Annotated in this window: 22 protein-coding genes; 17 read left to right on the plus strand and 5 right to left on the minus strand. The window is 67.7% G+C overall.

From position 1 onward, the window contains the following. Positions 1–4 precede the first annotated feature (4 nt). From ftsH to cls, 12 genes are all read left to right on the plus strand, one after another. Positions 5–2047, plus strand: coding sequence for an ATP-dependent zinc metalloprotease FtsH (ftsH, locus tag JW030_RS02705; RefSeq protein ID WP_188045794.1), 2043 nt, complete (start codon positions 5–7; stop codon positions 2045–2047). Beyond that, complete coding sequence (gene folE, locus JW030_RS02710; protein ID WP_241095522.1) at positions 2044–2667, plus strand: GTP cyclohydrolase I FolE; 624 nt, start codon at positions 2044–2046, stop codon at positions 2665–2667. The genes ftsH and folE overlap by 4 nt, the downstream gene beginning before the upstream one ends. Beyond that, positions 2664–3545, plus strand: a complete 882-nt coding sequence (folP, locus tag JW030_RS02715) for a dihydropteroate synthase (RefSeq protein ID WP_188045793.1) — start codon at positions 2664–2666, stop codon at positions 3543–3545. The genes folE and folP overlap by 4 nt, the downstream gene beginning before the upstream one ends. Then, positions 3542–3931, plus strand: a complete 390-nt coding sequence (folB, locus tag JW030_RS02720) for a dihydroneopterin aldolase (protein WP_188045792.1) — start codon at positions 3542–3544, stop codon at positions 3929–3931. The genes folP and folB overlap by 4 nt, the downstream gene beginning before the upstream one ends. Further along, positions 3928–4470: a 2-amino-4-hydroxy-6-hydroxymethyldihydropteridine diphosphokinase gene (folK, locus tag JW030_RS02725; protein WP_188045791.1), complete on the plus strand. Its 543-nt coding sequence runs from the start codon at positions 3928–3930 to the stop codon at positions 4468–4470. The genes folB and folK overlap by 4 nt, the downstream gene beginning before the upstream one ends. Further along, positions 4467–4973, plus strand: a complete 507-nt coding sequence (locus JW030_RS02730; RefSeq protein WP_188045790.1) for a DUF3180 family protein — start codon at positions 4467–4469, stop codon at positions 4971–4973. The genes folK and JW030_RS02730 overlap by 4 nt, the downstream gene beginning before the upstream one ends. 69 nt (positions 4974–5042) lie before the next feature. Continuing rightward, entirely contained in the window at positions 5043–5552 is a 510-nt protein-coding gene (locus JW030_RS02735) for a PH domain-containing protein (protein WP_188045845.1), read from the plus strand. Then, a complete protein-coding gene (locus tag JW030_RS02740; RefSeq protein WP_188045789.1) occupies positions 5549–7192 on the plus strand; it encodes a PH domain-containing protein in 1644 nt (547 codons plus the stop codon). Before JW030_RS02735 ends, JW030_RS02740 begins: the two co-directional genes overlap by 4 nt. Further along, positions 7189–7911: a Rossmann-like and DUF2520 domain-containing protein gene (locus JW030_RS02745; protein ID WP_188045788.1), complete on the plus strand. Its 723-nt coding sequence runs from the start codon at positions 7189–7191 to the stop codon at positions 7909–7911. Before JW030_RS02740 ends, JW030_RS02745 begins: the two co-directional genes overlap by 4 nt. A gap of 38 nt (positions 7912–7949) precedes the next feature. Further along, a complete protein-coding gene (gene lysS, locus JW030_RS02750; protein ID WP_188045787.1) occupies positions 7950–9506 on the plus strand; it encodes a lysine--tRNA ligase in 1557 nt (518 codons plus the stop codon). 76 nt (positions 9507–9582) lie between these two features. Further along, positions 9583–9756 carry a hypothetical protein gene (locus JW030_RS02755; protein WP_188045786.1) on the plus strand — a complete coding sequence of 58 codons (174 nt, stop codon included), beginning with the start codon at positions 9583–9585 and terminating at the stop codon, positions 9754–9756. Between the two features lie 73 nt (positions 9757–9829). Continuing rightward, complete coding sequence (gene cls, locus JW030_RS02760; RefSeq protein ID WP_241095523.1) at positions 9830–11320, plus strand: cardiolipin synthase; 1491 nt, start codon at positions 9830–9832, stop codon at positions 11318–11320. Positions 11321–11501: 181 nt separating this feature from the next. Here the strand turns inward: cls and JW030_RS02765 are convergent, their stop codons facing one another. Further along, entirely contained in the window at positions 11502–11750 is a 249-nt protein-coding gene (locus JW030_RS02765; RefSeq protein ID WP_188045785.1) for a DUF559 domain-containing protein, read from the minus strand. Positions 11751–12618: 868 nt separating this feature from the next. Here JW030_RS02765 and JW030_RS02770 point away from each other — a divergent pair. Further along, the gene (locus JW030_RS02770; protein WP_241095524.1) at positions 12619–13089 is read left to right on the plus strand and encodes a DUF1003 domain-containing protein; all 471 of its coding nucleotides are present in this window, start codon (positions 12619–12621) and stop codon (positions 13087–13089) included. Here the strand turns inward: JW030_RS02770 and JW030_RS02775 are convergent. The 3 genes from JW030_RS02775 to JW030_RS02785 are packed head-to-tail and all read right to left on the minus strand — an operon-like array spanning position 13020 to position 14541. Continuing rightward, complete coding sequence (locus tag JW030_RS02775) at positions 13020–13262, minus strand: helix-turn-helix transcriptional regulator (RefSeq protein ID WP_188045784.1); 243 nt, start codon at positions 13260–13262, stop codon at positions 13020–13022. The genes JW030_RS02770 and JW030_RS02775 overlap by 70 nt on opposite strands. Continuing rightward, the gene (locus JW030_RS02780; protein ID WP_188045783.1) at positions 13262–13927 is read right to left on the minus strand and encodes a hypothetical protein; all 666 of its coding nucleotides are present in this window, start codon (positions 13925–13927) and stop codon (positions 13262–13264) included. The genes JW030_RS02775 and JW030_RS02780 overlap by 1 nt, the downstream gene beginning before the upstream one ends. Continuing rightward, on the minus strand, positions 13924–14541 hold the full coding sequence (locus tag JW030_RS02785) for a hypothetical protein (protein ID WP_188045782.1): 618 nt from the start codon (positions 14539–14541) through the stop codon (positions 13924–13926). The genes JW030_RS02780 and JW030_RS02785 overlap by 4 nt, the downstream gene beginning before the upstream one ends. A 179-nt stretch (positions 14542–14720) precedes the next feature. Here JW030_RS02785 and JW030_RS02790 point away from each other — a divergent pair, with 179 nt between their 5' ends. The 4 genes from JW030_RS02790 to JW030_RS02805 all read left to right on the plus strand — a co-directional run bounded on the left by JW030_RS02790 (position 14721) and on the right by JW030_RS02805 (position 18827). Next, on the plus strand, positions 14721–17231 hold the full coding sequence (locus tag JW030_RS02790; RefSeq protein WP_188045781.1) for an ATP-dependent Clp protease ATP-binding subunit: 2511 nt from the start codon (positions 14721–14723) through the stop codon (positions 17229–17231). A gap of 106 nt (positions 17232–17337) precedes the next feature. Next, positions 17338–17877 (plus strand): amino-acid N-acetyltransferase, encoded by a 540-nt coding sequence (locus JW030_RS02795; RefSeq protein WP_256434441.1) that lies wholly within the window; start codon positions 17338–17340, stop codon positions 17875–17877. 78 nt (positions 17878–17955) lie between these two features. Further along, entirely contained in the window at positions 17956–18585 is a 630-nt protein-coding gene (locus JW030_RS02800; protein ID WP_188045780.1) for a hypothetical protein, read from the plus strand. A 56-nt stretch (positions 18586–18641) separates the two neighbouring features. After that, positions 18642–18827 (plus strand): hypothetical protein, encoded by a 186-nt coding sequence (locus JW030_RS02805; protein ID WP_188045779.1) that lies wholly within the window; start codon positions 18642–18644, stop codon positions 18825–18827. Here JW030_RS02805 and JW030_RS02810 read toward each other — a convergent pair. Beyond that, positions 18824–20395: a PucR family transcriptional regulator gene (locus JW030_RS02810; protein WP_188045778.1), complete on the minus strand. Its 1572-nt coding sequence runs from the start codon at positions 20393–20395 to the stop codon at positions 18824–18826. The genes JW030_RS02805 and JW030_RS02810 overlap by 4 nt on opposite strands. Between the last annotated feature and the right edge of the window lie 14 nt (positions 20396–20409).

The raw sequence follows: 20409 nt of genomic DNA on the forward strand, positions 1-20409 counted from the left end.
CGATTTGGCACAGACACTCCCCGCGGGCAAGAAGATCTTTCGCGGCCCCCTCCTGTACTTGATCCTGGCGCCGATCATTGTGCTCATCGGCTGGTCGCTGCTCGCCGGGGGCGGCGTGCGTGAGGTCAGCACGCAAGACGGCCTCGAGATGTTGCAAGACGGCAAAGTCGCTCACGCCGAGATCGTCGACATTGACCAGCGTGTCAACCTCACGCTGACCGAGGCCGACAAGAAGTACGGCACCGACGTGTACTTCTACTACGTCTCGCAGCGGGGCGACGCCGTGGTCGCCGCGGTGGACGAGGCAAAGCCCAAGGACGGCTTCACCGATATGGTGCCCCAGCCCAACGTCTGGTGGTCCATCCTCGGCTTCATGCTGCCGATCCTGCTGATCGGCCTGTTCTTCTGGTGGATGCTGTCCTCCATGCAGGGCGGCGGCAACAAGGTCATGCAGTTCGGCAAGTCGAAGGCCAAGCTCACCACGAAGGAGACCCCGCAGGTCACCTTCGCCGACGTCGCTGGCGCGGACGAAGCCGTCGAAGAACTCGGCGAGATCAAGGACTTCCTGCAGGACGGCGCCCGCTTCCTGGCCGTCGGTGCCAAGATCCCGAAGGGCGTGCTGCTGTACGGCCCTCCCGGAACCGGCAAGACCCTGCTCGCCCGCGCGGTAGCCGGCGAGGCCGGTGTGCCCTTCTACTCGATCTCCGGATCGGACTTCGTCGAGATGTTCGTCGGCGTCGGCGCGAGCCGGGTGCGCGACCTCTTCAAGGACGCGAAGGCGAACGCCCCCGCCATCATCTTCATCGATGAGATTGATGCCGTCGGCCAGCGTCGCGGCCAGGGCATGGGTGGCGGCCACGATGAGCGCGAGCAGACGCTCAACCAGCTGCTTGTCGAGATGGACGGCTTCGACCCCAAGGCGAACGTCATCATGATCGCGGCGACCAACCGCCCAGACATGCTCGATCCCGCGCTGCTTCGCCCGGGTCGTTTCGACCGCCAGGTGGGCGTCGACGCCCCCGACATGGCTGGCCGGAAGAAGATCCTCGAGGTGCACTCGAAGGGCAAGCCGCTGTCGAAGAATGTCGATCTCGACGTCGTCGCGCGCAAGACCCCGGGGTTCACCGGCGCCGACCTCGCGAACGTGCTCAACGAGGCGGCCCTCCTGACCGCCCGTTCGAACGCGCAGCTGATCGACAACCGCGCGCTCGACGAGGCGATTGACCGAGTCATCGCCGGCCCGCAGCGCCGCACGCGCGTCATGCGCGACAAGGAAAAGCTGATTACGGCCTACCACGAGGGCGGTCACGCCCTGGTGGCGGCCTCGATGAACCACAGCGATCCGGTCACGAAGGTCACGATCCTGCCCCGCGGACGCGCCCTCGGGTACACGATGGTGATCCCGTTGGAGGACCGCTACTCCATTACCCGCAACGAGCTGCAGGATCAGCTCGCCTACGCGCTCGGCGGCCGTGTGGCCGAGGAATTGGTGTTCCACGACCCCACCACCGGCGCCGGGAACGACATCGAGAAGGCGACCTCGACGGCGCGCAAGATGGTGACCGAGTACGGCATGTCCGCGACGCTCGGCCCGGTCCGCCTGGGCCAGGCACAGGGGGGCGCGTTCATGGGGGAGTTCGGCCAGAGCCGCGACTACTCCGAGGGCATTGCCGAGAAGGTCGACGCCGAGGTGCGCGCGATCCTTGAGCAGGCGCACGACGAGGCCTACCGAGTGCTCGTCGAGAACCGCGACGTACTCGACAAGCTCGCGCTCGAGCTGCTCGAGAAGGAGACGCTCGACCACAACCAGCTGGCCGAGATCTTCAAGGACGTCCGCCGCCTCGACCCCCGCCCCGTCTGGCTGTCGAACGACGAACGCCCGGTCTCGACGCGTCCGCCGATCGAGGTGCCCGCCTCGGCATCGACCGATGCGGCTCGCCTCTCGAGCGACGCGGCGCCCGCCGCTGAAGCAGGTACCGCGGACAGCACGCCCGCGGCGCCTCCTGCGGATCCTCCCGCGACTTCGCCCGATCCGGCCGGTTCGTGACGCACGCGGCGGGGATCGATCAGGAGCGGATCCGCGCCGCAGTGCGTGAACTGCTCCTGGCGATCGGTGAGGACCCCGATCGGGAGGAGCTGGCAGCGACTCCCGACCGGGTCGCCCAGTCGTACGTAGAGTTCTTCGCGGGCGTCGGGGTTGACCCGGCGGAGCTGCTCTCCGAGGCAGTCCCGGTCGGCGACGACACCGGCGAGCTGGTGCTGATGCGCGACATCACGCTGCGGTCCGTGTGCGAACACCACCTGCTCCCGTTCCGCGGTCGCGTCCACATCGCCTACCGCCCCCACGCGCGGGTCGTGGGCCTCGGGGCGCTGCCCCGCGTCGTCGAAGTGCTCGCGGCACGCCCACAGCTGCAGGAACGCCTCGGCGAGCAGATCGCCGAGACGGTCGACGCCGCGCTTGCCCCCCACGGTGTGCTCGTGGTGATCGAGGCGCAGCACGGCTGCGTGACCGATCGCGGCGTGCGCCAGGCCGACAGCTCCGCAGTCACGATCGCGTCTCGCGGCGTGTACGTCGACGCGGTCGAACGCGCCGAGGTGATGGCCCTGATCTCGATGGGCGACCGGTCGACCGACCGGGCAGGAGAGTCGGCCGGGGCCACCCGATGACCCTCGTCCTCGGGGTGCTCAACGTCACCCCTGACTCGTTCAGCGACGGCGGCGACTTCGCGGCCACCGACGTGGCCATTGCGCGCGGCTTCGAGCTCGCGCGCCTCGGCGCCGACTTCATCGACGTCGGTGGCGAGTCAACCCGACCGGGGGCGACCCGTGTGGCCCCCGACGATGAGCTGCGCCGGGTACTCCCCGTCGTGCGTGCGCTCGCCGAGGGCGGCATTCCGGTCTCGATCGACACGCTGCGAGCGCGCACGGCTGAGGCCGCGGTCGCGGCCGGAGCGCGCCTCGTCAACGACGTCTCGGGCGGTGAATCCGACCCCGACATGCTGCGCGTCGTCGCCGATTCCAGCGCCGAGATCGCACTCGGCCATTGGCGCGGCATCCCTGACGTGGCGCATCGCCGCTCGGACTACCGCGACGTCGTGCGCGAGGTGCGGGGTGCGCTCGCGCTGCGGGTCGCCGCGGCCCACGAGGCGGGCATCGCCGCCGAGCGCATCATCGTCGACCCTGGCCTCGGCTTCGATAAGACCTCCGAACAGGGCTGGGCGCTGCTGGCCCGACTCGGCGAACTCGCCGACCCCGGCACGCGAGTGCTCGTCGGGGCGTCGCGCAAGCGGATGCTCGGAGAGCTGCTTGAGGCGCTGCCCGCCGCCGGCGCGGCCCAGGATCATGCTGCCGCCGGCGCGCACGCCGCAGCGGAGCTCGGCCCCCGCGACCGCGACCTCGCGACCGCGGTCGTATCGGCGCTCGCGGCGCGGGCCGGCGCCTGGGCGGTGCGTGTGCACGACGTGCCCGGCACAGTGCAGGCGCTCGCGGTGGAACGCGCGTGGGCGTTCGCGGAAGACCGAAACGAGCCGGGGGAGCGCTCATGAACCACTTTGCGGGCGACCGGATCGACCTCGTCGGCCTCGAGGCCTTCGCCCACCACGGCGTGTTTGCGCACGAGCGCTCGGACGGCCAGCGCTTCGTGATCGACGCGACCGTCGCGGTCGACCTCGCGGCGGCTTCGGCCGGCGACGAGCTTGCCCGGACCGTGCACTACGGCGAGCTCGCAGCCGCCATCGTCGCCTCGGTCGAGCGCGACCCGGTCGACCTGATCGAGACCGTCGCCGAGCGGGTCGCCGCCGTCGCCCTCGGCTTCGCCGGCGTCACCGCGACACGCATCACCGTTCACAAGCCGAACGCCCCGATCACGGTCCCGTTTGCGGACGTGTCCGTGACCGTCGTGCGGCTCGCCGCCGCCGAGGGCGCCCGATGATCGCGCAGGTCGTGCCGATCCTGCTCGCGTTCGGGTCGAACCTGGGCGACCGCAGCGGCACCATCGCGGCGGCCCAGCGGGAGCTCGCTGGTAGCCACGGGATCATTGAGTTCGCGGCCTCGCCGCTTCGCGAAACCATCGCGCTCACCCTCGACGGCCCGGACGAGTCGGCGCCCCGCTATGTCAACGGCGTCGCGCGGGCCACGACCACGCTGTCGCCGCACGAGCTACTCGACTTGCTCCAGCGCGTGGAATCCACCCACGGGCGCACGCGCGAGGCCCGCTGGGGCGATCGCACGCTCGACGTCGACCTCATCCTTTTCGGCGGGCGCGTGGTGCAGGACGAGCGCCTCACCGTCCCGCACCCGCGCGCCTTCGAACGCGACTTCGTGCTCGCGCCCTGGCTCGCGCTCGAACCCGACGCCGTGCTGATGGGCCACGGCCGCGTGGCCGAGTTGCTCGCGCGCGTGGGCGACACGACCCTGCCACTCTCAGCCACGACCGAAGCCGCCGACGCCGCGGTGCGGGAGACCCGATGAACCCCAAGCTGCAGCGCACTCACCCACTCGTCGTCCTCGCGTTCGCGGCGACGGGTCTCGCGGTCGGCCTGGTCGTGCAGTTCGCGCGCTCGGGTTCGGGTCAGCCTCCCCTCGCCCCGCCCTACTCGCTGCCGGCGACGATGGTCGTGCTCGGGGCCGTGCTGCTCACCCTCGCGGTGCTGTTGCGCCGGCGGGTGAGCCGCCCGGAAACGGGCCCGGTGAACCCGTTCCAAGCGGTGCGGGTGCTCGCCGCGGCGCGCGCCTCGCAGTTCGTGGGCGGGCTGATCGGCGGGTTCGGGGCCGGCCTGTTGCTCTCGCTCGCGGGGCGTCCCGTCCCGACGAGCGTCAGCATTTGGGTGCCAATGCTCGCAACCCTGATCGCCGCCGTCGCCCTGCTCGTCTGCGGCGTCATCGCCGAGCGGCTCTGCCGGGTGCCCCCGCAGGACCAGGATGAGGCACGCGATTCCGATCGGGGCACAGACCCGGCCGATCAGCCGGCGTAGGTCAGTTCCCCCTCGCGGGCGCCCGTCCGGCAGAATGGGAGCGTGACAGATGCGCAGAGAGACTCATCGATGACCGACTCGGCAATTGAGACCGTGCCCGCCAGCGACTCCGGGCAGTGGCGCCGGGTTTCGCCCTCCTATGTCTGGGTCGACCTCGTCGGCAACGTCGTTCCGCTGCTGATCGTCGGTGTTCTGTGGCTGGTGGTGCCGGTCCTGGCCGACGACGAGCTCCCTCCGTTCTTCCCCTGGATCCTGGGTGCTGTCGCCGCGCTCATCCTGGTCAATGCCGCCTTCGGAGTGCGCCGGGTGCGGGCGATCGGCTACCAGCTGCGCCAGGACGACCTGCTCTTCCGGCGCGGCATCATGTTCGAGCGCGTGGTCGCCGTGCCCTATGGGCGCATGCAGCTCATTGACACCCACCGCGGGCCAGTGCTGCGCGCCCTCGGCCTCACGACGCTGAAGTTCGTCACCGCCGCTGCCGCGACCAATGTCCAACTGCCCGGGCTGCGCGAGGCCGACGCGCTCGAGCTGCGCGATCAGCTGGTGGCACTCGCTGAGACCCGCCGGTCGGGCCTGTGACCGATCTGACGCCCGGGGCCCCGGTGCCCGAGGCCGCGGCGCCCGAACCGTCCGAGGGCTGGCGGCGACTGCACCCGCTGTCGCCGCTCTTGCGCGGCGGGCTCTTTGTGCTCGTCATCGCGGGCATCGTGCTCGCGAATCTCCGCGACCGGCTGGTCGCAATCGTGCTCGTCGATGTGCCCTGGGCTGAGGAATCGGGGAGCAGCGGTGACATCATCGATGTCATCCTGGAACGTAACCTCGTCCTCGTCGCATTCCTCGCAGTGTTCGGGGTATTGCTCTTCGTTGTCTTGTTCTCCTGGCTCGGCTGGCGCATGCACACCTATCGCATCACGAGCGAGTCGGTCGAGTCGCGCAGCGGGATCCTGTTCCGTCAGCACCGCCGCGCCCCGCTCGACCGCATTCAGGGGGTGAACCTGCAGCGCCCGCTGCTCGCGCGGCTGCTCGGGCTCACCATGCTCGAGGTCGCGACCGCCGGCCAAGACGGCAAGGTGAAGCTCAACTACCTCGGACATCGAGACGCAAAGGCCGAGCGAGAGCACATTCTCGCCGAGGTCGCGGCGCGCCGGACGGGCGCGCGGGTCGCGCCAAGTCCGCAGGATCCGGCCGTGCCCGCGTCCGCCCTTTCGCCGGAAGGCTCGCCCGCGGGGGAGACCCTGCCGCACCGCGATCCGGCCCTCGCGGCAATGCCCGGTCAACTGGCGAACCGCGTTGAGGATTTCGCTGACCTCGACCTCGACGCGGGCGCCGGCGACTCTCTCGTCTCCGTGCCGGCCGGTCGCCTGTTGGGGGCGACGCTGCTGTCGTGGCCGACGATCATCTTCGTGGTCGGCATCGCCGGCATCATCATCGCCGGCATCCTCGGCGAGAGCGTGCTGCTCTTCATGCTGGTGCCGACGGTGATCACGTTCTTCGGTGTGACTTTTGCGAGCTTCACCCGCAGCATGAACTTCCACCTCTCGCTGAGCGAACAGGGTGTTCGGGTCTCGACCGGCCTGCTCTCCACCGTCACCGAGACCATTCCGCGCGGCCGCATCCACGCCATCGAGGTCTTCCAGCCGCTCGGCTGGCGCCCCTTCGGCTGGTGGCACGTGCGCATCACGACCGCGGGTCTCGGCCCGACGAGCGGCGGCGGCACTGGCGTGCTGCTCAACACCATGCTGCCCGTCGGGAAGTTCGCGGACGCCGCGCGCGTGCTCGACGTCCTGTTGCCGGCGCATGGCATGTCGCCGGACGAACTGGGCGAGGCGATGATGGGGCACTCGGGCGGCTTCGTCGGCTCGCCGAAGCGTGCGGCCTGGATCCTGTGGTTCGCGCGACGTAGGAACGGTCTGCAAGTTTCGGCCGCGACCTCGGCAGACGCGGCGCACGTGAGACTGCGCCGGGGAGTGGCGACCCGGAGGCTGGCACTCGTGCCGATGGTGCGCATCCAGTCGGTGCAGCTACACCGCGGGCTGCTCCATCGCCCGCTGGGGCTCGCGGCACTCACCACGCACACGGTGCTCGGCCCCGTGCGGACCCGCGTCTCGGGCCTCGCGCTTGTCGACGCGCAGGCGGCATTCTCTGCAATCGTTGCGGCGGCGGTCGAGGCCGGCTGGGAGGACTCGCACAAGTCAGAGGCCCCGGGGGTCGAGCGATGAGTCCCGCGGGGCGCCTCGGCGTCGGGATTATCGGGGCCGGGAAGGTCGGGCCCGTCCTGGGCCGCGCCCTCGCGGGGGCCGGCCACGCGATCACCGGCATCACCGCCGTCGGGGAGGATCGCGTCGAGCGCGTCGAGGCGATGCTGCCGGGGGTCCCGGTGCTCGATATTCCGGAGGTCGTTCGCCGCTCCGAGCTCGTGATTTTCGCGGTACCCGGCGACGAACTCCCGGGGCTCGTGCGCGGGTTGACCGAGACGAGTGCCTGGCAGCCGGGGCAGCTCGTGCTCCACACCGTCGCGTCGCTCGGCATCCGGGTCTTCGCCCCGGCGATGGCCGCCGGCGTGATTCCGATCGCGTTTCACCCCGCGCTCGTGTTCACCGGCACGAGTATGGACGTGAGTCGGCTGCACGAGGCGACGGTCGCGGTCACGGCACCGGCCCCCGTACTGCCGATCGGCCAGGCCCTCGCGGTCGAGATCGGCGCGGAACCAGTGGTCGTGGCCGAGGCGGATCGGGCGGCCTACGGCGAGGCCATCGATGCTGCTGTCGAGCTCTCGGCTGCCGTCGTGCGCCAGGCCACCGACGCGCTGCGCGCTCTCGGGCTCGACCGCCCGAGTCGCGTCGTGAGCGGGCTCGTGCGCGCGTCCGTCGACGAGGCGTTGTTGATCGCGGCCAGGCAGGATCCTGACGGGCCGTTTGTCGAGGAAGACCCCCGGTAGACTGGTCCGAAACCCAACCCCCGGAGGACCCCGCCACGATGAGCGATCAGACTACGCCCGCGAACGCGCCCACTGACTCTGCCCTGCAGAGCGAAGAGGAAATCTTCGAGCAGAAGGCCGTGCGTCTCGCGAAGCGCGATCGGCTCAACGCCGAGGCCACCGACCTCGGCGGCGGCGCGTACCCGGTGTCGGTGCCGGTCACGCACACGATCGGCCAGGTCCGGGCGCAGTTTGGCCACCTCGAGGAGGTCCCCGACACGGCCTCGGGCGAGATCGTCGGCGTCTCGGGTCGCGTTGTCTTCCAGCGCAATACGGGCAAGCTCTGCTTCGCGTCGCTGCAGTCGGGCGACGGCACCCGGATCCAGGCCATGGTGAGCCTGGCCGAGGTGGGCGAGGAGTCGCTCGCGCGCTACAAGGAGCTCGTCGATCTCGGCGACCACCTGTTCGTGCGCGGCCAGGTCATCTCGAGCCGCCGCGGCGAGCTGTCGATCATGGTGTCCGAGTGGCAGATCGCGGCGAAGGCCGTTGTCCCGCTGCCCAACCTCCACAGCGAGCTGAACGAGGAGACGCGGGTGCGTCAGCGCTACCTGGACCTCATCGTGCGCGAGCAGGCACGCACCAACGTGTTCACGCGCGCCAAGACCATGGCGAGCCTGCGCGAGACGTTCGCCGAGCACGACTTCCTCGAGGTCGAGACCCCGATGCTGCAGACGATGCACGGCGGCGCTTCGGCACGTCCCTTCGTCACCCACTCGAACGCGTTCGACACCGAGCTGTTCCTGCGCATCGCGCCGGAGCTGTACCTCAAGCGCGCGGTCGTCGGCGGCCTCGAGCGCGTCTTCGAGATCAACCGGAACTTCCGCAACGAGGGCGCTGACTCGACGCACAGCCCTGAGTTCGCGATGCTCGAGGCGTACGAGGCGTACGGCGACTACACGTCGATTGCCAACCTCACGCAGGAACTGATCCAGAAGGCCGCCCTGGCGGTCAACCGCGGCACCGAGCGCGAGGGCACCCAGGTCGTCCTCTGGGCGGACGGCACGCTGTTCGACCTGGGCGGAGAGTGGGACCGCATTTCGATGTACGGCACGCTGTCTGAGGCGGCCGGCCGCGAGATCACGCCCTCCACGTCAGTGGAAGAGCTGCAGGCGCTGGCCGATGCGGAAGGCGTCGAGGTGCCGCTGCCCAACCACGGCAAGCTCGTTGAAGAGCTCTGGGAGCACTTCGTGAAGGACGGGCTGACGCGTCCGACCTTCGTGATGGACTTCCCGGTCGAGACGAGCCCCCTCACCCGTCAGCACCGCTCGATCGCCGGCGTGGTCGAGAAGTGGGACCTGTACATTCGCGGGTTCGAGCTCGCCACCGGATACTCCGAGCTGGTGGACCCGGTCGTGCAGCGCGAGCGCTTCGTCGAGCAGGCCGCGATGGGCGCCAAGGGCGACGTCGAGGCGATGCCCATCGACGAGGAATTCCTGCGCGCCCTCGAGCACGGCATGCCGCCGTCGGGCGGCATGGGCATGGGAATGGACCGCCTGCTCATGGCGCTCACGGGCCTCGGGATCCGTGAGACGATCCTCTTCCCGCTCGTCAAGTAGCGCGGTGGGTGGCGCCGGGCCTGTTGTATCCGGCGTCGCCCAGCTTTGCGCGGAGCTGACCGGGTAGTCTGTCCTCATGGAAAACTGGTGGGTCAACGCGCTCTGGTCGCTCACCCCGACCGTGCTGATCGGTATCTTCTTCTTCTACGTCATCCGCATCATCCTGCGTGCCGACCGCACGGCGCGGAAGGTGTACAGCGAGATCGAGGCTGAGGAACGCGCAAAGCTGGGCCTGCCCGCGAAGGATTAGCGTTCCTGCGCCCCTATGCGCAGTCACTGCGCCGATAAGGTGGTTCTAACGAACTGCCGACGAAGGGTCGCACGTGGATTTCACTTGGACGTTGCCAGCAAACACGGCGATCATCGCACTGATCATCGACCTGTCCATTCGTGTCGTCGCGCTCTTTGTGGTTCCGCGTAATCGCAAGCCGACCTCGGGCATGGCCTGGCTGCTGGCGATCTTCTTCCTCCCGGTGCCCGGCATCATCCTGTTCCTCATCATTGGGAGCAACCGTCTGCCCCGCGGGCGGGTGGCCAAGCAGGACAAGATCCATCAGCTCATCGCGGAGGTCGCCGATCGCTCTGAGCTGGCGTTTGAAGACCAGCACGTTGGCCCCGACACCGACACTGACGCGAACCCCTGGCTACACGACATCACGGTGCTGGGGCGAAACCTCGGCGCGCAGCCCATGCTCTCGGGTAACTCGGCCACCATCAGCCGCGACTACGACGGCTCGATCGCAGACATGACCGCCGAGATTCGCGCGGCGAAGCGCTACGTCCACATCGAGTTCTACATCCTCTCCTACGACCAGGCGACCGCCGATTTCTTCGAGGCTATCCGCGAGGCGACCGCCCGCGGCGTCACCGTTCGGGTGCTGCTCGATCACATCGCGGCGGTGCGCGCGCCGGGCAACCGCAAGACCGTGCGCATGCTCAAGCAGGTCGGCGCGGAGTGGTCGTACATGCTGCCGGTGCGCCCCTGGCGCTGGCAGTACCAGCGGCCGGACCTCCGCAACCACCGCAAGATCCTGGTGGTCGACGGCAAGGTCGGCTTTATGGGCTCGCAGAACCTCGTCGACTCGACCTACAACAAGAAGTCCAACATTCGTCGCGGACTGCACTGGAAGGACCTCATGGTCCGGGTCGAGGGACCCGTGGTGCTCGGCCTCAACGCGGTGTTCGTGAGCGACTGGTACCTCGAGACCGACGAGCTCCTGAGTGAGGAGTGGGTGCTCGAGGCGGTCGAGCATTGCGACCAGAACCTGCACTGCCAGGTGCTGCCGAGCGGACCGGGCTTCTCTGACGAGAACAACCTCCAGGTGTTCGTCTCGCTGATGTATATGGCGCGCAAGCGCGTCAGTATCACGAGCCCCTACTTCGTGCCCGAGTCGTCCATTATGAACGCGCTGCGCGCGGCGACGGCGCGCGGCGTCGAGGTCGAATTGTTCGTGTCTGAGATCGGCGACCAGCCGATGGTGTACCACGCCCAACGCTCCTACTATGAGGAGCTGTTGAAGGCGGGCGTGCGCATCTTCATGTTCAAGCCGCCGTACATTCTGCACTCGAAGCACTTCAGCATCGACGACTCGGTCGCGGTCATCGGCTCCTCCAACATGGACGAGCGCTCGTTCAGCCTGAACATGGAGATCTCGATGGTGGTCTACAGCGAGATCTTCGTCCGCGAGCTCGACGAGGTCGTGGCGTACTACCACGAGAACTCGCGAGAGCTCACGCTGGAAGAGTGGAGCAAGCAGCCCCTGCGCTCGCAACTGCTCGACAACCTCTCTCGTCTCACTTCCGCGCTGCAGTAGCCCCGGCCCTCTGGCCTGCTGGCCCATTGACGGTGACCCGGCGGAAATGGCTCCTTCATAGGCCTTGAACGAGCCATCTTCGCCAGGTCGAGCGGGCCTAAGGCGGACCGCCGAGCAAAATGGGTGCAAGTGGGTGCGGGCAGAGCTCGATTCCCAAAGCCCTGGAGACGCGGACGGCAGTCTACCTCGGGTGGTGCAGGACATCGCTCGCAAGCAGCCGAATCACCGCGTAGCCAGCGCCGCGCGCTCGGTCGAGACGACGCAGGTCCTTCTCGTACTGGACCTTGTTCGTCCGATGCTGATCGCCGTCGAACTCAACGATGACTCGGTGTTGACGGCTCACGAGGTCAAAGCGCCCCACCCACCCCGCCGAGTCCCTGATATCGACCTGCAGCTCAAAGAATTCCTCGAGCCCGTATGCGTGGAGCATGAGTCTCGACAGGGTTTCCATCCGAGACTCGGCCCCAATGCGAGCGAAGCTCGAAGCCAACCGCAGGTTGTGTGAGCCGCGTCCGCTGTGCCGGTGCCCCGCTGTCACAACTTGTTCCAGCGTCACGGGCGTTACCACGCGCGATGCAGATCGTTCTGGCCTCACCAAGTGATCTATCGCGACGATGAGCTCGCGCGGTGAGAGTAGTGGCGCGCTCTGGTGAAGGGCGATCAGTGGGGGAGCGAGCGGGACCCCGTCGACCTCGATCACCTGTGTGGGCTCAGTCCATTCGTGGCCCCGCACGCCCCGGGCTCTACTTCTCGTGTGTCCGGGCTGGGCGGTCACGTGCAGCACGGGCTCGATCCAGAGGGGGCAGCCGTGTAAGAGTAGCGCGGAGGTGTGGCTGACTGCCTCGCCGTGCCTGAGGCGCGGGCGAAAGCGCTGCGCCGCCTGGAGCATCACGCCTCGTCGCGTGGCCGGGGGAGGGAACTCAGCGGCGATCGATCGGGCCCCGAAGTATGGCGAGCGGAGTGAGGGGTGGCGCAGGGCGCCTCTCCTGATCCCCGCGGCATAGGCGCTCGCGACGGTGAACGCTGATGGCAGTGAGGGCAGTGGTGCGCGCGGCTGTGGCATGCACCGATTCTGACTCCTGGGAGTCTCGCGGACGGGCCCTGGGTGAGAAAGTGGAGAACGGGGACCACTCACGGCCTGTGAACGGGAACCCCCTCCCGCCGACCCGGCGCAGATGGCTCCTTCAATGACGTCGAACGAGCCATCTGCACCGGGTCAAGGTCGTCGCGGGAGGGGAGGGCGACTGGGCGCTCAGCGAACTCTCGCCAGGACCGGTGCGGGAGTTTACACTCACGGTATGACGAGACCGCTCGAGAACTGGCACGCCCAGCACACCGAAGAGCTCACCGCGGGCCAGCGCGCCGCGGACCGCATGCGAAACGGCATGGGCTCGTGGACCTTCATTGCCGGGTTCGTCGCGTTCATGGTCGTGTGGGCCGTGCTGAACCTGAGTGCGAAATCTTGGGACCCGTACCCGTTCATCCTGCTGAACCTGTTCTTGAGCATGCTCGCGGGCATGCAGGGAGCGATCCTGCTCATCGCGGCGAAGCGGCAGGACGCGATCGCCGCGGCGCTCGCCCAACACGACTTCGACACGAATACGGCGGCAAAGGCCGAGATCGAGGAGCTGATGGAGATCAACCGTCAGCAAATTGTCATGCTTCACGAACTGCGGGAGGTTCTGGGGCGACAGGACTCTCAGTCGATGGGCGCTTCACCGGATCCGGACACCACCAGCAGCTCGCCGACCTCGCAGTCGAGTGCCTGACACACGGCGGTCAGCGTCGAGAACCGGATCGCGCGCGCTCGGTCGTTCTTGAGTACCGAGAGGTTGACGACGCTCACGCCGACCCGCTCGCTGAGCTCGGTCAGTGTCATACCGCGCTCCGCGAGCAGCTCGTCGAGGCGGCAGTGAATCGCGTGCGCCTCCTCGGGCGGCACTAGACAAGCCCTTCGGCGTCGTGCTGTACACGAATTGCGCGGCGCAGAGCAATGTCGATGAGTCCGAACGAGGAGACGGCGAACAGCACAATGAAGTACCAACCCCACCATTCACCGCTGCCGGTGTCAGAGGCGCGCACGTTGAGGGCAGCCTCGACACCGTTTGCGCCGAGGTTCCACGCGGCGAAGGCACCGAAGCCACCCGCGCCCAGCGCCCAGGTTAATATGCGCAGCGCATGGCTGGTGGGCAGGGTGAAGAACCTGCCCTGTTGAAACAGCCAGGCGATTCTCGCAGTGGACCCGACAACTATAAACAGCGTGATCGCGGCAAGCACGATCGCGGCGCCGAGGCATACTGAAGAGACCGTGTTGAGGTTTGGGATGGTGACCTGCAGGTGGGTGATGACGCCCTCGATCGGGGACGCATTGAGGAGCCCAGCCGATGTGTAGACCTGTAGCCCCTCGGCGGTGGCGGGCTGCGGCGAGACGGGCAGCTGCCAGACGACACCCCCTGAGGTGAACGTGTCAGTGAATTTCTGCCAGGCGAGAGCGATGATTGATGCGCCTGAGGCAAAGCCGAGGACAAGAATTGCGATTGCGTCAGCCCGAATCTTTGTGGGGCTTGATTCACGAGGTAGTCCACTACTACCGGGTTCGGTGGTCATACGAGCCCGTCCTGGTCGCGCTGCATGCGTTCTCCAATCACGAAGACCGTGCAGATCATGGCGATGGCGAATGCGGCGATGAGGTAGGAGCCGGGCGCCACGAAGACCCCAACCGCATCATACTCACCACCCGTCGCGAGGTGGAGCGCGGCGTTGGACTGCATCACCTCGAGGACCTTCTGCAGCGCGACACCAATCAACGCGGTGATTCCGGCGGTCGACACCAGGAGGGTATTGCGCTTGCTAAAAATGGTGCCGCGCAACAGCGAGATACTCAGCCCCACGAGGCAGGCCACCACGGCCGCGGTCAGGATCACGGTCACGATCACGCCGAGGATGCCCGGGACCACTAGGGCGGCGGTTGGCTCGATCACCGTGATGGTGCCGGTGTCAACGGCGACGGGGAGCGAGGCGCCCGCTTCGCCATACGTCAGGGGAGCCTCGAAATCACCAAACGTCACCGGTACGGTGATGGGCCCCGAGCTGACGAGGCTCAGGATCTGCCGTACCGCGAAGACGACGGTGGCGACCACGAGGGCGATGCCTGCCGCCACAAAAGCGATCAGGGCCCATCGGTCGCCTCGGGACGGACGGTAGGGGGTGGTGGCGCTCATTGCCGACTCCATATCGATTATCGTTGTTATCGCTTATCGATATGGTGTCGGAATTGACGCGAGGTGTCAAGCTCGCACTCCGCCGCTGGCGAACACCGGCGAAAACCTCGGGAACGGGTCGTACGCTGTGAGTACGGCGCAATTGGCGACCCCGTCCAGACGCGCCCCAGGAGGAACATATGTTTGAGAGATTTACCGACCGGGCCCGCCGGGTGGTTGTCCTCGCCCAAGAAGAGGCGAAGATGCTCAACCACAACTACATCGGGACCGAGCACATTTTGCTCGGCCTGATTCACGAGGGCGAGGGTGTCGCAGCCAAGGCCCTCGAGCAGTTGGGGATCTCTCTGGACGCCGTGCGCGAGCAGGTGACCGAGATCATCGGCACCGGCCAGCAGCCGCCCGCCGGCCACATCCCCTTCACGCCGCGCGCGAAGAAGGTGCTTGAGTACAGTCTCCGCGAGGCGCTGCAGCTCGGCCACAACTACATCGGGACCGAGCACATCCTGCTCGGCCTGCTCCGCGAAGGCGAGGGGGTTGCCGCGCAGGTACTCGTCAAGCTCGGGGCAGAGCTCAATCGCGTGCGCCAGACCGTCATCCAGCTCCTCTCCGGCTACCAGGCCGGGAAAGAGCAGGTCTCGGCCGGCGTGACGGAGACCGGCAGCGACAAGGGTTCGCAGGTGCTCGACCAGTTCGGGCGCAACCTCACGAACGCCGCCCGCGAGGGCAAGCTCGATCCCGTGATCGGGCGCGAGAAGGAAATCGAGCGGGTCATGCAGATCCTTTCGCGTCGCTCCAAGAACAACCCCGTCCTGATCGGCGAGCCCGGCGTGGGTAAGACGGCCGTCGTCGAGGGCCTCGCCCAGGCCATCGTCAAGGGCGATGTCCCCGAGACGCTGAAGGACAAGCAGGTGTACATGCTTGACCTCGGCTCGCTTATCGCGGGTAGCCGCTACCGCGGCGACTTCGAGGAACGCCTGAAGAAGGTCACCAAGGAGATCCGCAACCGCGGCGACATCATCATCTTCATCGACGAGATCCACACCCTCGTTGGCGCGGGTGCAGCAGAAGGCGCGATCGACGCCGCCAACATCCTGAAGCCGCTGCTTGCCCGTGGCGAGCTGCAGACCATCGGTGCGACCACGCTCGACGAGTACCGCAAGCACTTCGAGAAGGACGCGGCTCTCGAGCGTCGGTTCCAGCCCATCCAGGTGGGCGAGCCGTCGATCCCGCACGCGATCAACATCCTCAAGGGGCTGCGCGACCGCTACGAGGCGCACCACAAGGTTTCGATCACCGACGGCGCACTCGTCGCTGCGGTCAACCTGTCGGCGCGCTACGTCTCCGACCGCTTCCTGCCGGACAAGGCCATCGACCTGATTGATGAGGCCGGCGCCCGCCTGCACCTCTCGATCCTGTCGAGCCCGCCCGAGCTGCGCGAGTTCGACGAGAAGATCGCCGTCGTCCGTGCCGACAAGGAGCAGGCGATTGACGGCCAGGACTTCGAGAAAGCCGCGAACCTGCGCGATGAGGAGAAGAAGCTCATCGCCGAACGCCTCAAGCTCGAGAAGCAGTGGCGCTCGGGCGACGTCACCACGAACGCCGAGGTCGACGAGGGGCTGATCGCCGAGGTGCTCGCCCAGGCGACCGGCATCCCGGTCTTCAAGCTCACCGAGGAAGAGACCAGTCGTCTGCGGTTCATGGAAGAGGCCCTGCACCAGCGGGTCATCGGCCAGAACGAGGCCATCTCGGCGCTCGCGAAGACGATCCGTCGCCAGCGCGCCGGCCTCAAGGATCCGAAGCGTCCCTCGGGTTCGTTCATCTTCGCCGGCCCCACGGGCGTCGGCAAGACCGAACTCGCCAAGGCGCTCGCCGAGTTCCTGTTCGACGACGAAGACGCGATGATTTCGCTCGACATGTCGGAGTACGGCGAGAAGCACACGGTCTCTCGTCTCTTCGGTGCCCCTCCCGGGTTTGTCGGCTTCGAAGAGGGTGGCCAGCTCACCGAGAAGGTGCGGCGCAAGCCGTTCTCGGTCGTCCTGTTCGACGAGATCGAGAAGGCGCACCCGGACATCTTCAACTCGCTGCTCCAGATCCTGGAGGAGGGACGTTTGACGGACGGCCAGGGCCGAATCGTGGACTTCAAGAACACCGTGATCATCATGACCACGAACCTCGGTTCGAAGGGTATCGCCGGCGGCCCCGTCGGCTTCCAGCTCGAGGGCAACTCTGGTGTCGGATACGACCTGATGAAGGGCAAGGTGATGGAGGAGCTCAAGAAGCACTTCAAGCCCGAGTTCCTGAACCGCGTCGATGACATCATCGTGTTCCCGCAGCTGTCGAAGCCCGAGCTGCTGCAGATCGTCGACCTGTTCGTGAAGCGTCTCGCCGATCGCCTGCTCGATCGCGACATGCGCATCGAGGTGTCGGTGCCGGCTCGCGAGCGTCTGATTGAGCTCGGGTACGACCCGACGCTGGGCGCCCGCCCGCTGCGTCGTGCGATTCAGCGCGAGGTCGAGGACCAGCTCTCGGAGCGGATCCTGGGCGCCGAGCTGCTCGCGGGTGACCTCGTCAAGGTCGGGTTCGAGAACAACGAATTCACTTTCGAGACCGAGCGCGGCTCGAGCGACCGGGGCAACGCCGCGGCCTCGACCGCCGCAGCGGTCGCGTCGACGGCGCCCACCGCGGAATAATCACTGCGCACTGACACGAACGCCCCGGCCAGTTTGGCCGGGGCGTTCATGCGTCACGGGCAGGATCCTGCCGGGCGGCGGTACCGGCGTGCGTTACGCTTCGAAGGTGGAAACTGCAGTGCCCGAGACGGGCGAGATTCGGATTCGGCCAGCGCGCACCGCTGACGTGCGCCCCATGCTGGAGCTCATGGCTCCGCTGGTCGAGCGACGAATCCTGCTGGGCAAGGAACTCGTCAACATGTACGAGACCGTGCAGAAGTTTTTGGTCGCCGTCAACGTGCGGGGAGAGGTCGTTGGCTTTGGCGCGCTGCACGTGATGTGGGAGCACCTCGGCGAGGTGCGCACGCTTGGCGTGAGCGACGAATGGCTCGGACGCGGGGTCGGCCACCGCCTCCTGGCCGCGCTCGAGGACCGAGCGCTTGAACTCGGCCTGACCCGCCTGTTCTGCCTCACCTTCGAGGTCGACTTCTTCGCGAAGCACGACTTCGAAGTCATGCACGACGACGGCAATCTGCGCCTCGCGGCCGACGCCTACGCCGAGCTCCTTCGTTCGACCGATGAGGGCGTAGCCGAGTTCCTCGATCTTGCCCGGGTCAAGCCGAATACGCTCGGGAACACCCGAATGCTGAAGAAGATCGCGAACTAGCGCCAGCGAGCCTGGGCGAGCGCCCCGTGTTCGGGGTGTCTGACCGGACTCGCACGCCCCGCGGGCTACTCTGTGCCCATGTCGACGATGCGGAATCCGGTCGGACCCGAGGACAAGCGCGTATACCTGCGCCGGCGATTGCTCGTGCTCGCCGGACTGATTGCGGTCATCGTTGCGGTGGTGCTCGTCATCGTGAAGCCCGGCTCATCGAGCGGGCAAAGCGAGTCGAAATCGGTCGAGCTTCCGGCTGATGTGACCGAGAAGGTCGCGTCTCCGAAGCCCGACGGAGCCGCAGCGGACGCGCCTCCGGTGTGCGCAGAAGGTGACCTGCTGGTCGAGGCAGTGACGAGCCAGAGCAGCTATGCCTCCGGGGAGATGCCCGCCCTGACTCTCCTGGTGACGAACCGCGGTACGGCTGAATGCACGGCCGATCTCGGCACCGCCGGAATGCGCTTCGAGATCTCGAGCGGCCCCGAGCAATACTGGAACTCTGGTGACTGCCAAAAGAACCCGTCGAGTCTGCCGGTGATCCTGAAGCCTGCCGAGACACTCGAATCGGACCCGGTCGCTTGGGACCGCACGCGCAGCGCCCCCGACACCTGCGAGGTCGAGCGCGATCCGGTTCCCGGCGGTGGCGCGTCGTACCACCTCTTCGTCGAGGCGGCTGGGGTTCGCTCGGCGGACTCTGCGCAGTTCATCTTGCAGTAGCAAAGCGTTGTATTCGGGGACTATCCGAGCCCGCGAATCGGCGGTACGGTGATGCCATGAACGAGCCACGAATCAAGCGCACGGAACGCCACCTGGAAATTCCGCAGGGAACCGACGAGGGGGTTGCGGTGGATGAAATGGTCACTGGACTGCTCTCGGGGGATATGAACCGCGTGCTGCACTCGCTGCACGAACCGCACCTCGAGGTGGACCCGGACCGCAAGCCACCCAAGCACGGCTAGCGTTTCTCGAGTCCCAGGAGCTCTTCCGCGCGAAGGGCGAGCCAGAGTTCAGCGCGGTCGTCAGCTCGGCTGAGGCTGCGGCCGGTGAGTTCTTCCGCCTTCCGGATCCGCGCGGCCAGGGTATTGCGGTGCACGCCGAGGGCGTCGGCAGCGGGCCCCGAACGACCCCCGTGCTCCAAGAGCGTGCGGAGCGACTCGCGGAGAATCATCCGCTCCGCAAGCCCCGTGGTGTGCTCGCTCTCGGGGGAGCCGTCGTCACTGACGCCGAGCGCAAGCTCGCCCAGAACTGACAGGATCGGCCCGGCGTCACCGGAGGACAGCAGGGCTTCGAGCAAGGGCGTGTCTCGTTCCGCCCAGCGAGCGACCGGGAGTCGCGGCGCATCGTAGAGCGCCGCCGAGGGCGAGAGCGAGTCCAGCAGCGACAGCGTCGATCGGAGGCTTGCCGTGAGCGTGCGGGGAGTAGCGGGTCGCCCCACCGCGACATCGAGCCCGTGCCCTGCGGCGCCGAGCAGCGCGCTCTGGATGGTCTCGGGGGAGTCCTCGATCACTTGCCAGGCGCGCGCGAGGTCGCGAGGCGCCGAGTGTGCGGGGTCTGCTGGGGCCTGCGACGACGCGGTGGCCGGCCCGCGGAGCACGAGCCGCCCGGTGCCCGACCGGGGTGTGCGGTGCCAGGCCGCGAGGGCTTCCGGGGTGCCCTGGAGCCCAATGACACGGAGCTGCGCGGGCAATGCAAACGAGGGATCGAGGACGCGAGCGGCGTCCCGCGCGCCGGGGGCCCCGCGCAGCACGAGCGAGGCCGCGCGCGCCCACCGTTCGCGCGCGTGTTCCTGCTCGACCGCGCGCTGGCGTTGTTCGAGCCCGAGGGCGATGCTGGCGGCGGTGACGGCCGCGCGCTCTGCCGGGCCGTTGAGCTCGGGGCCGTGCACCGCCAGGAGGCGCCCGCCCCCTCCTTCGAAGTCGAGCGGATGAAAGGACCATCCCGGCGGCGCGTGGAGCGGATCGATGGGGGAGTCGGGCGCCGGGAAACCCGCGGTGGCCGCCTCGATCGCGCCTCCGTTGTCGATCACCCCCACCTGGCGGCCCGTGGCCGAGGACAGGATGGCGAGCACTGCGGCGGGACCGAGACCGCCGACGGCCGCGTCGATAATGCGCTGCTGCGCGCCCAAGGCCCGGTGGGCAGCTTGCAGTTCGTCGCCCGCGAGCAGCCCCGCGACGGCCTTGCTCACCGCAATGAACGGCGTGGGTGGGGGCACTTCGATGAGCGCGAGTCGGAAGTCGCTGGCGGCCGCAACGAGCGGCGCGGGAATGCGGTCGTGTGTGACCCCGACACCGAAGCCGATCGCGGCGACGCGCGCGCGAGCGAGCGATGCAACAACGTCGCGCCAGGCGGGGTCGAGCGGCCCCAGGCTGAGGCCTGTCGTGAGCACGAGTTCCCCGCCATCGAGGTAGGCGCTGAGGTCGGTCAGTTCGGTGGTCGAGACCCAGGTCACCTCGGGGTCGCCGGGCCCGGCCTGCACGAGGCGGAGCCCCAGCTGCGGGATGGCGAGGAGTTCGGAGAGCGTGGCCATAGTGAATTCTTGCA

Origin of the sequence: Leucobacter sp. CX169 (assembly GCF_017161405.1) — a bacterium.
Lineage (GTDB): Bacteria > Actinomycetota > Actinomycetes > Actinomycetales > Microbacteriaceae > Cx-87.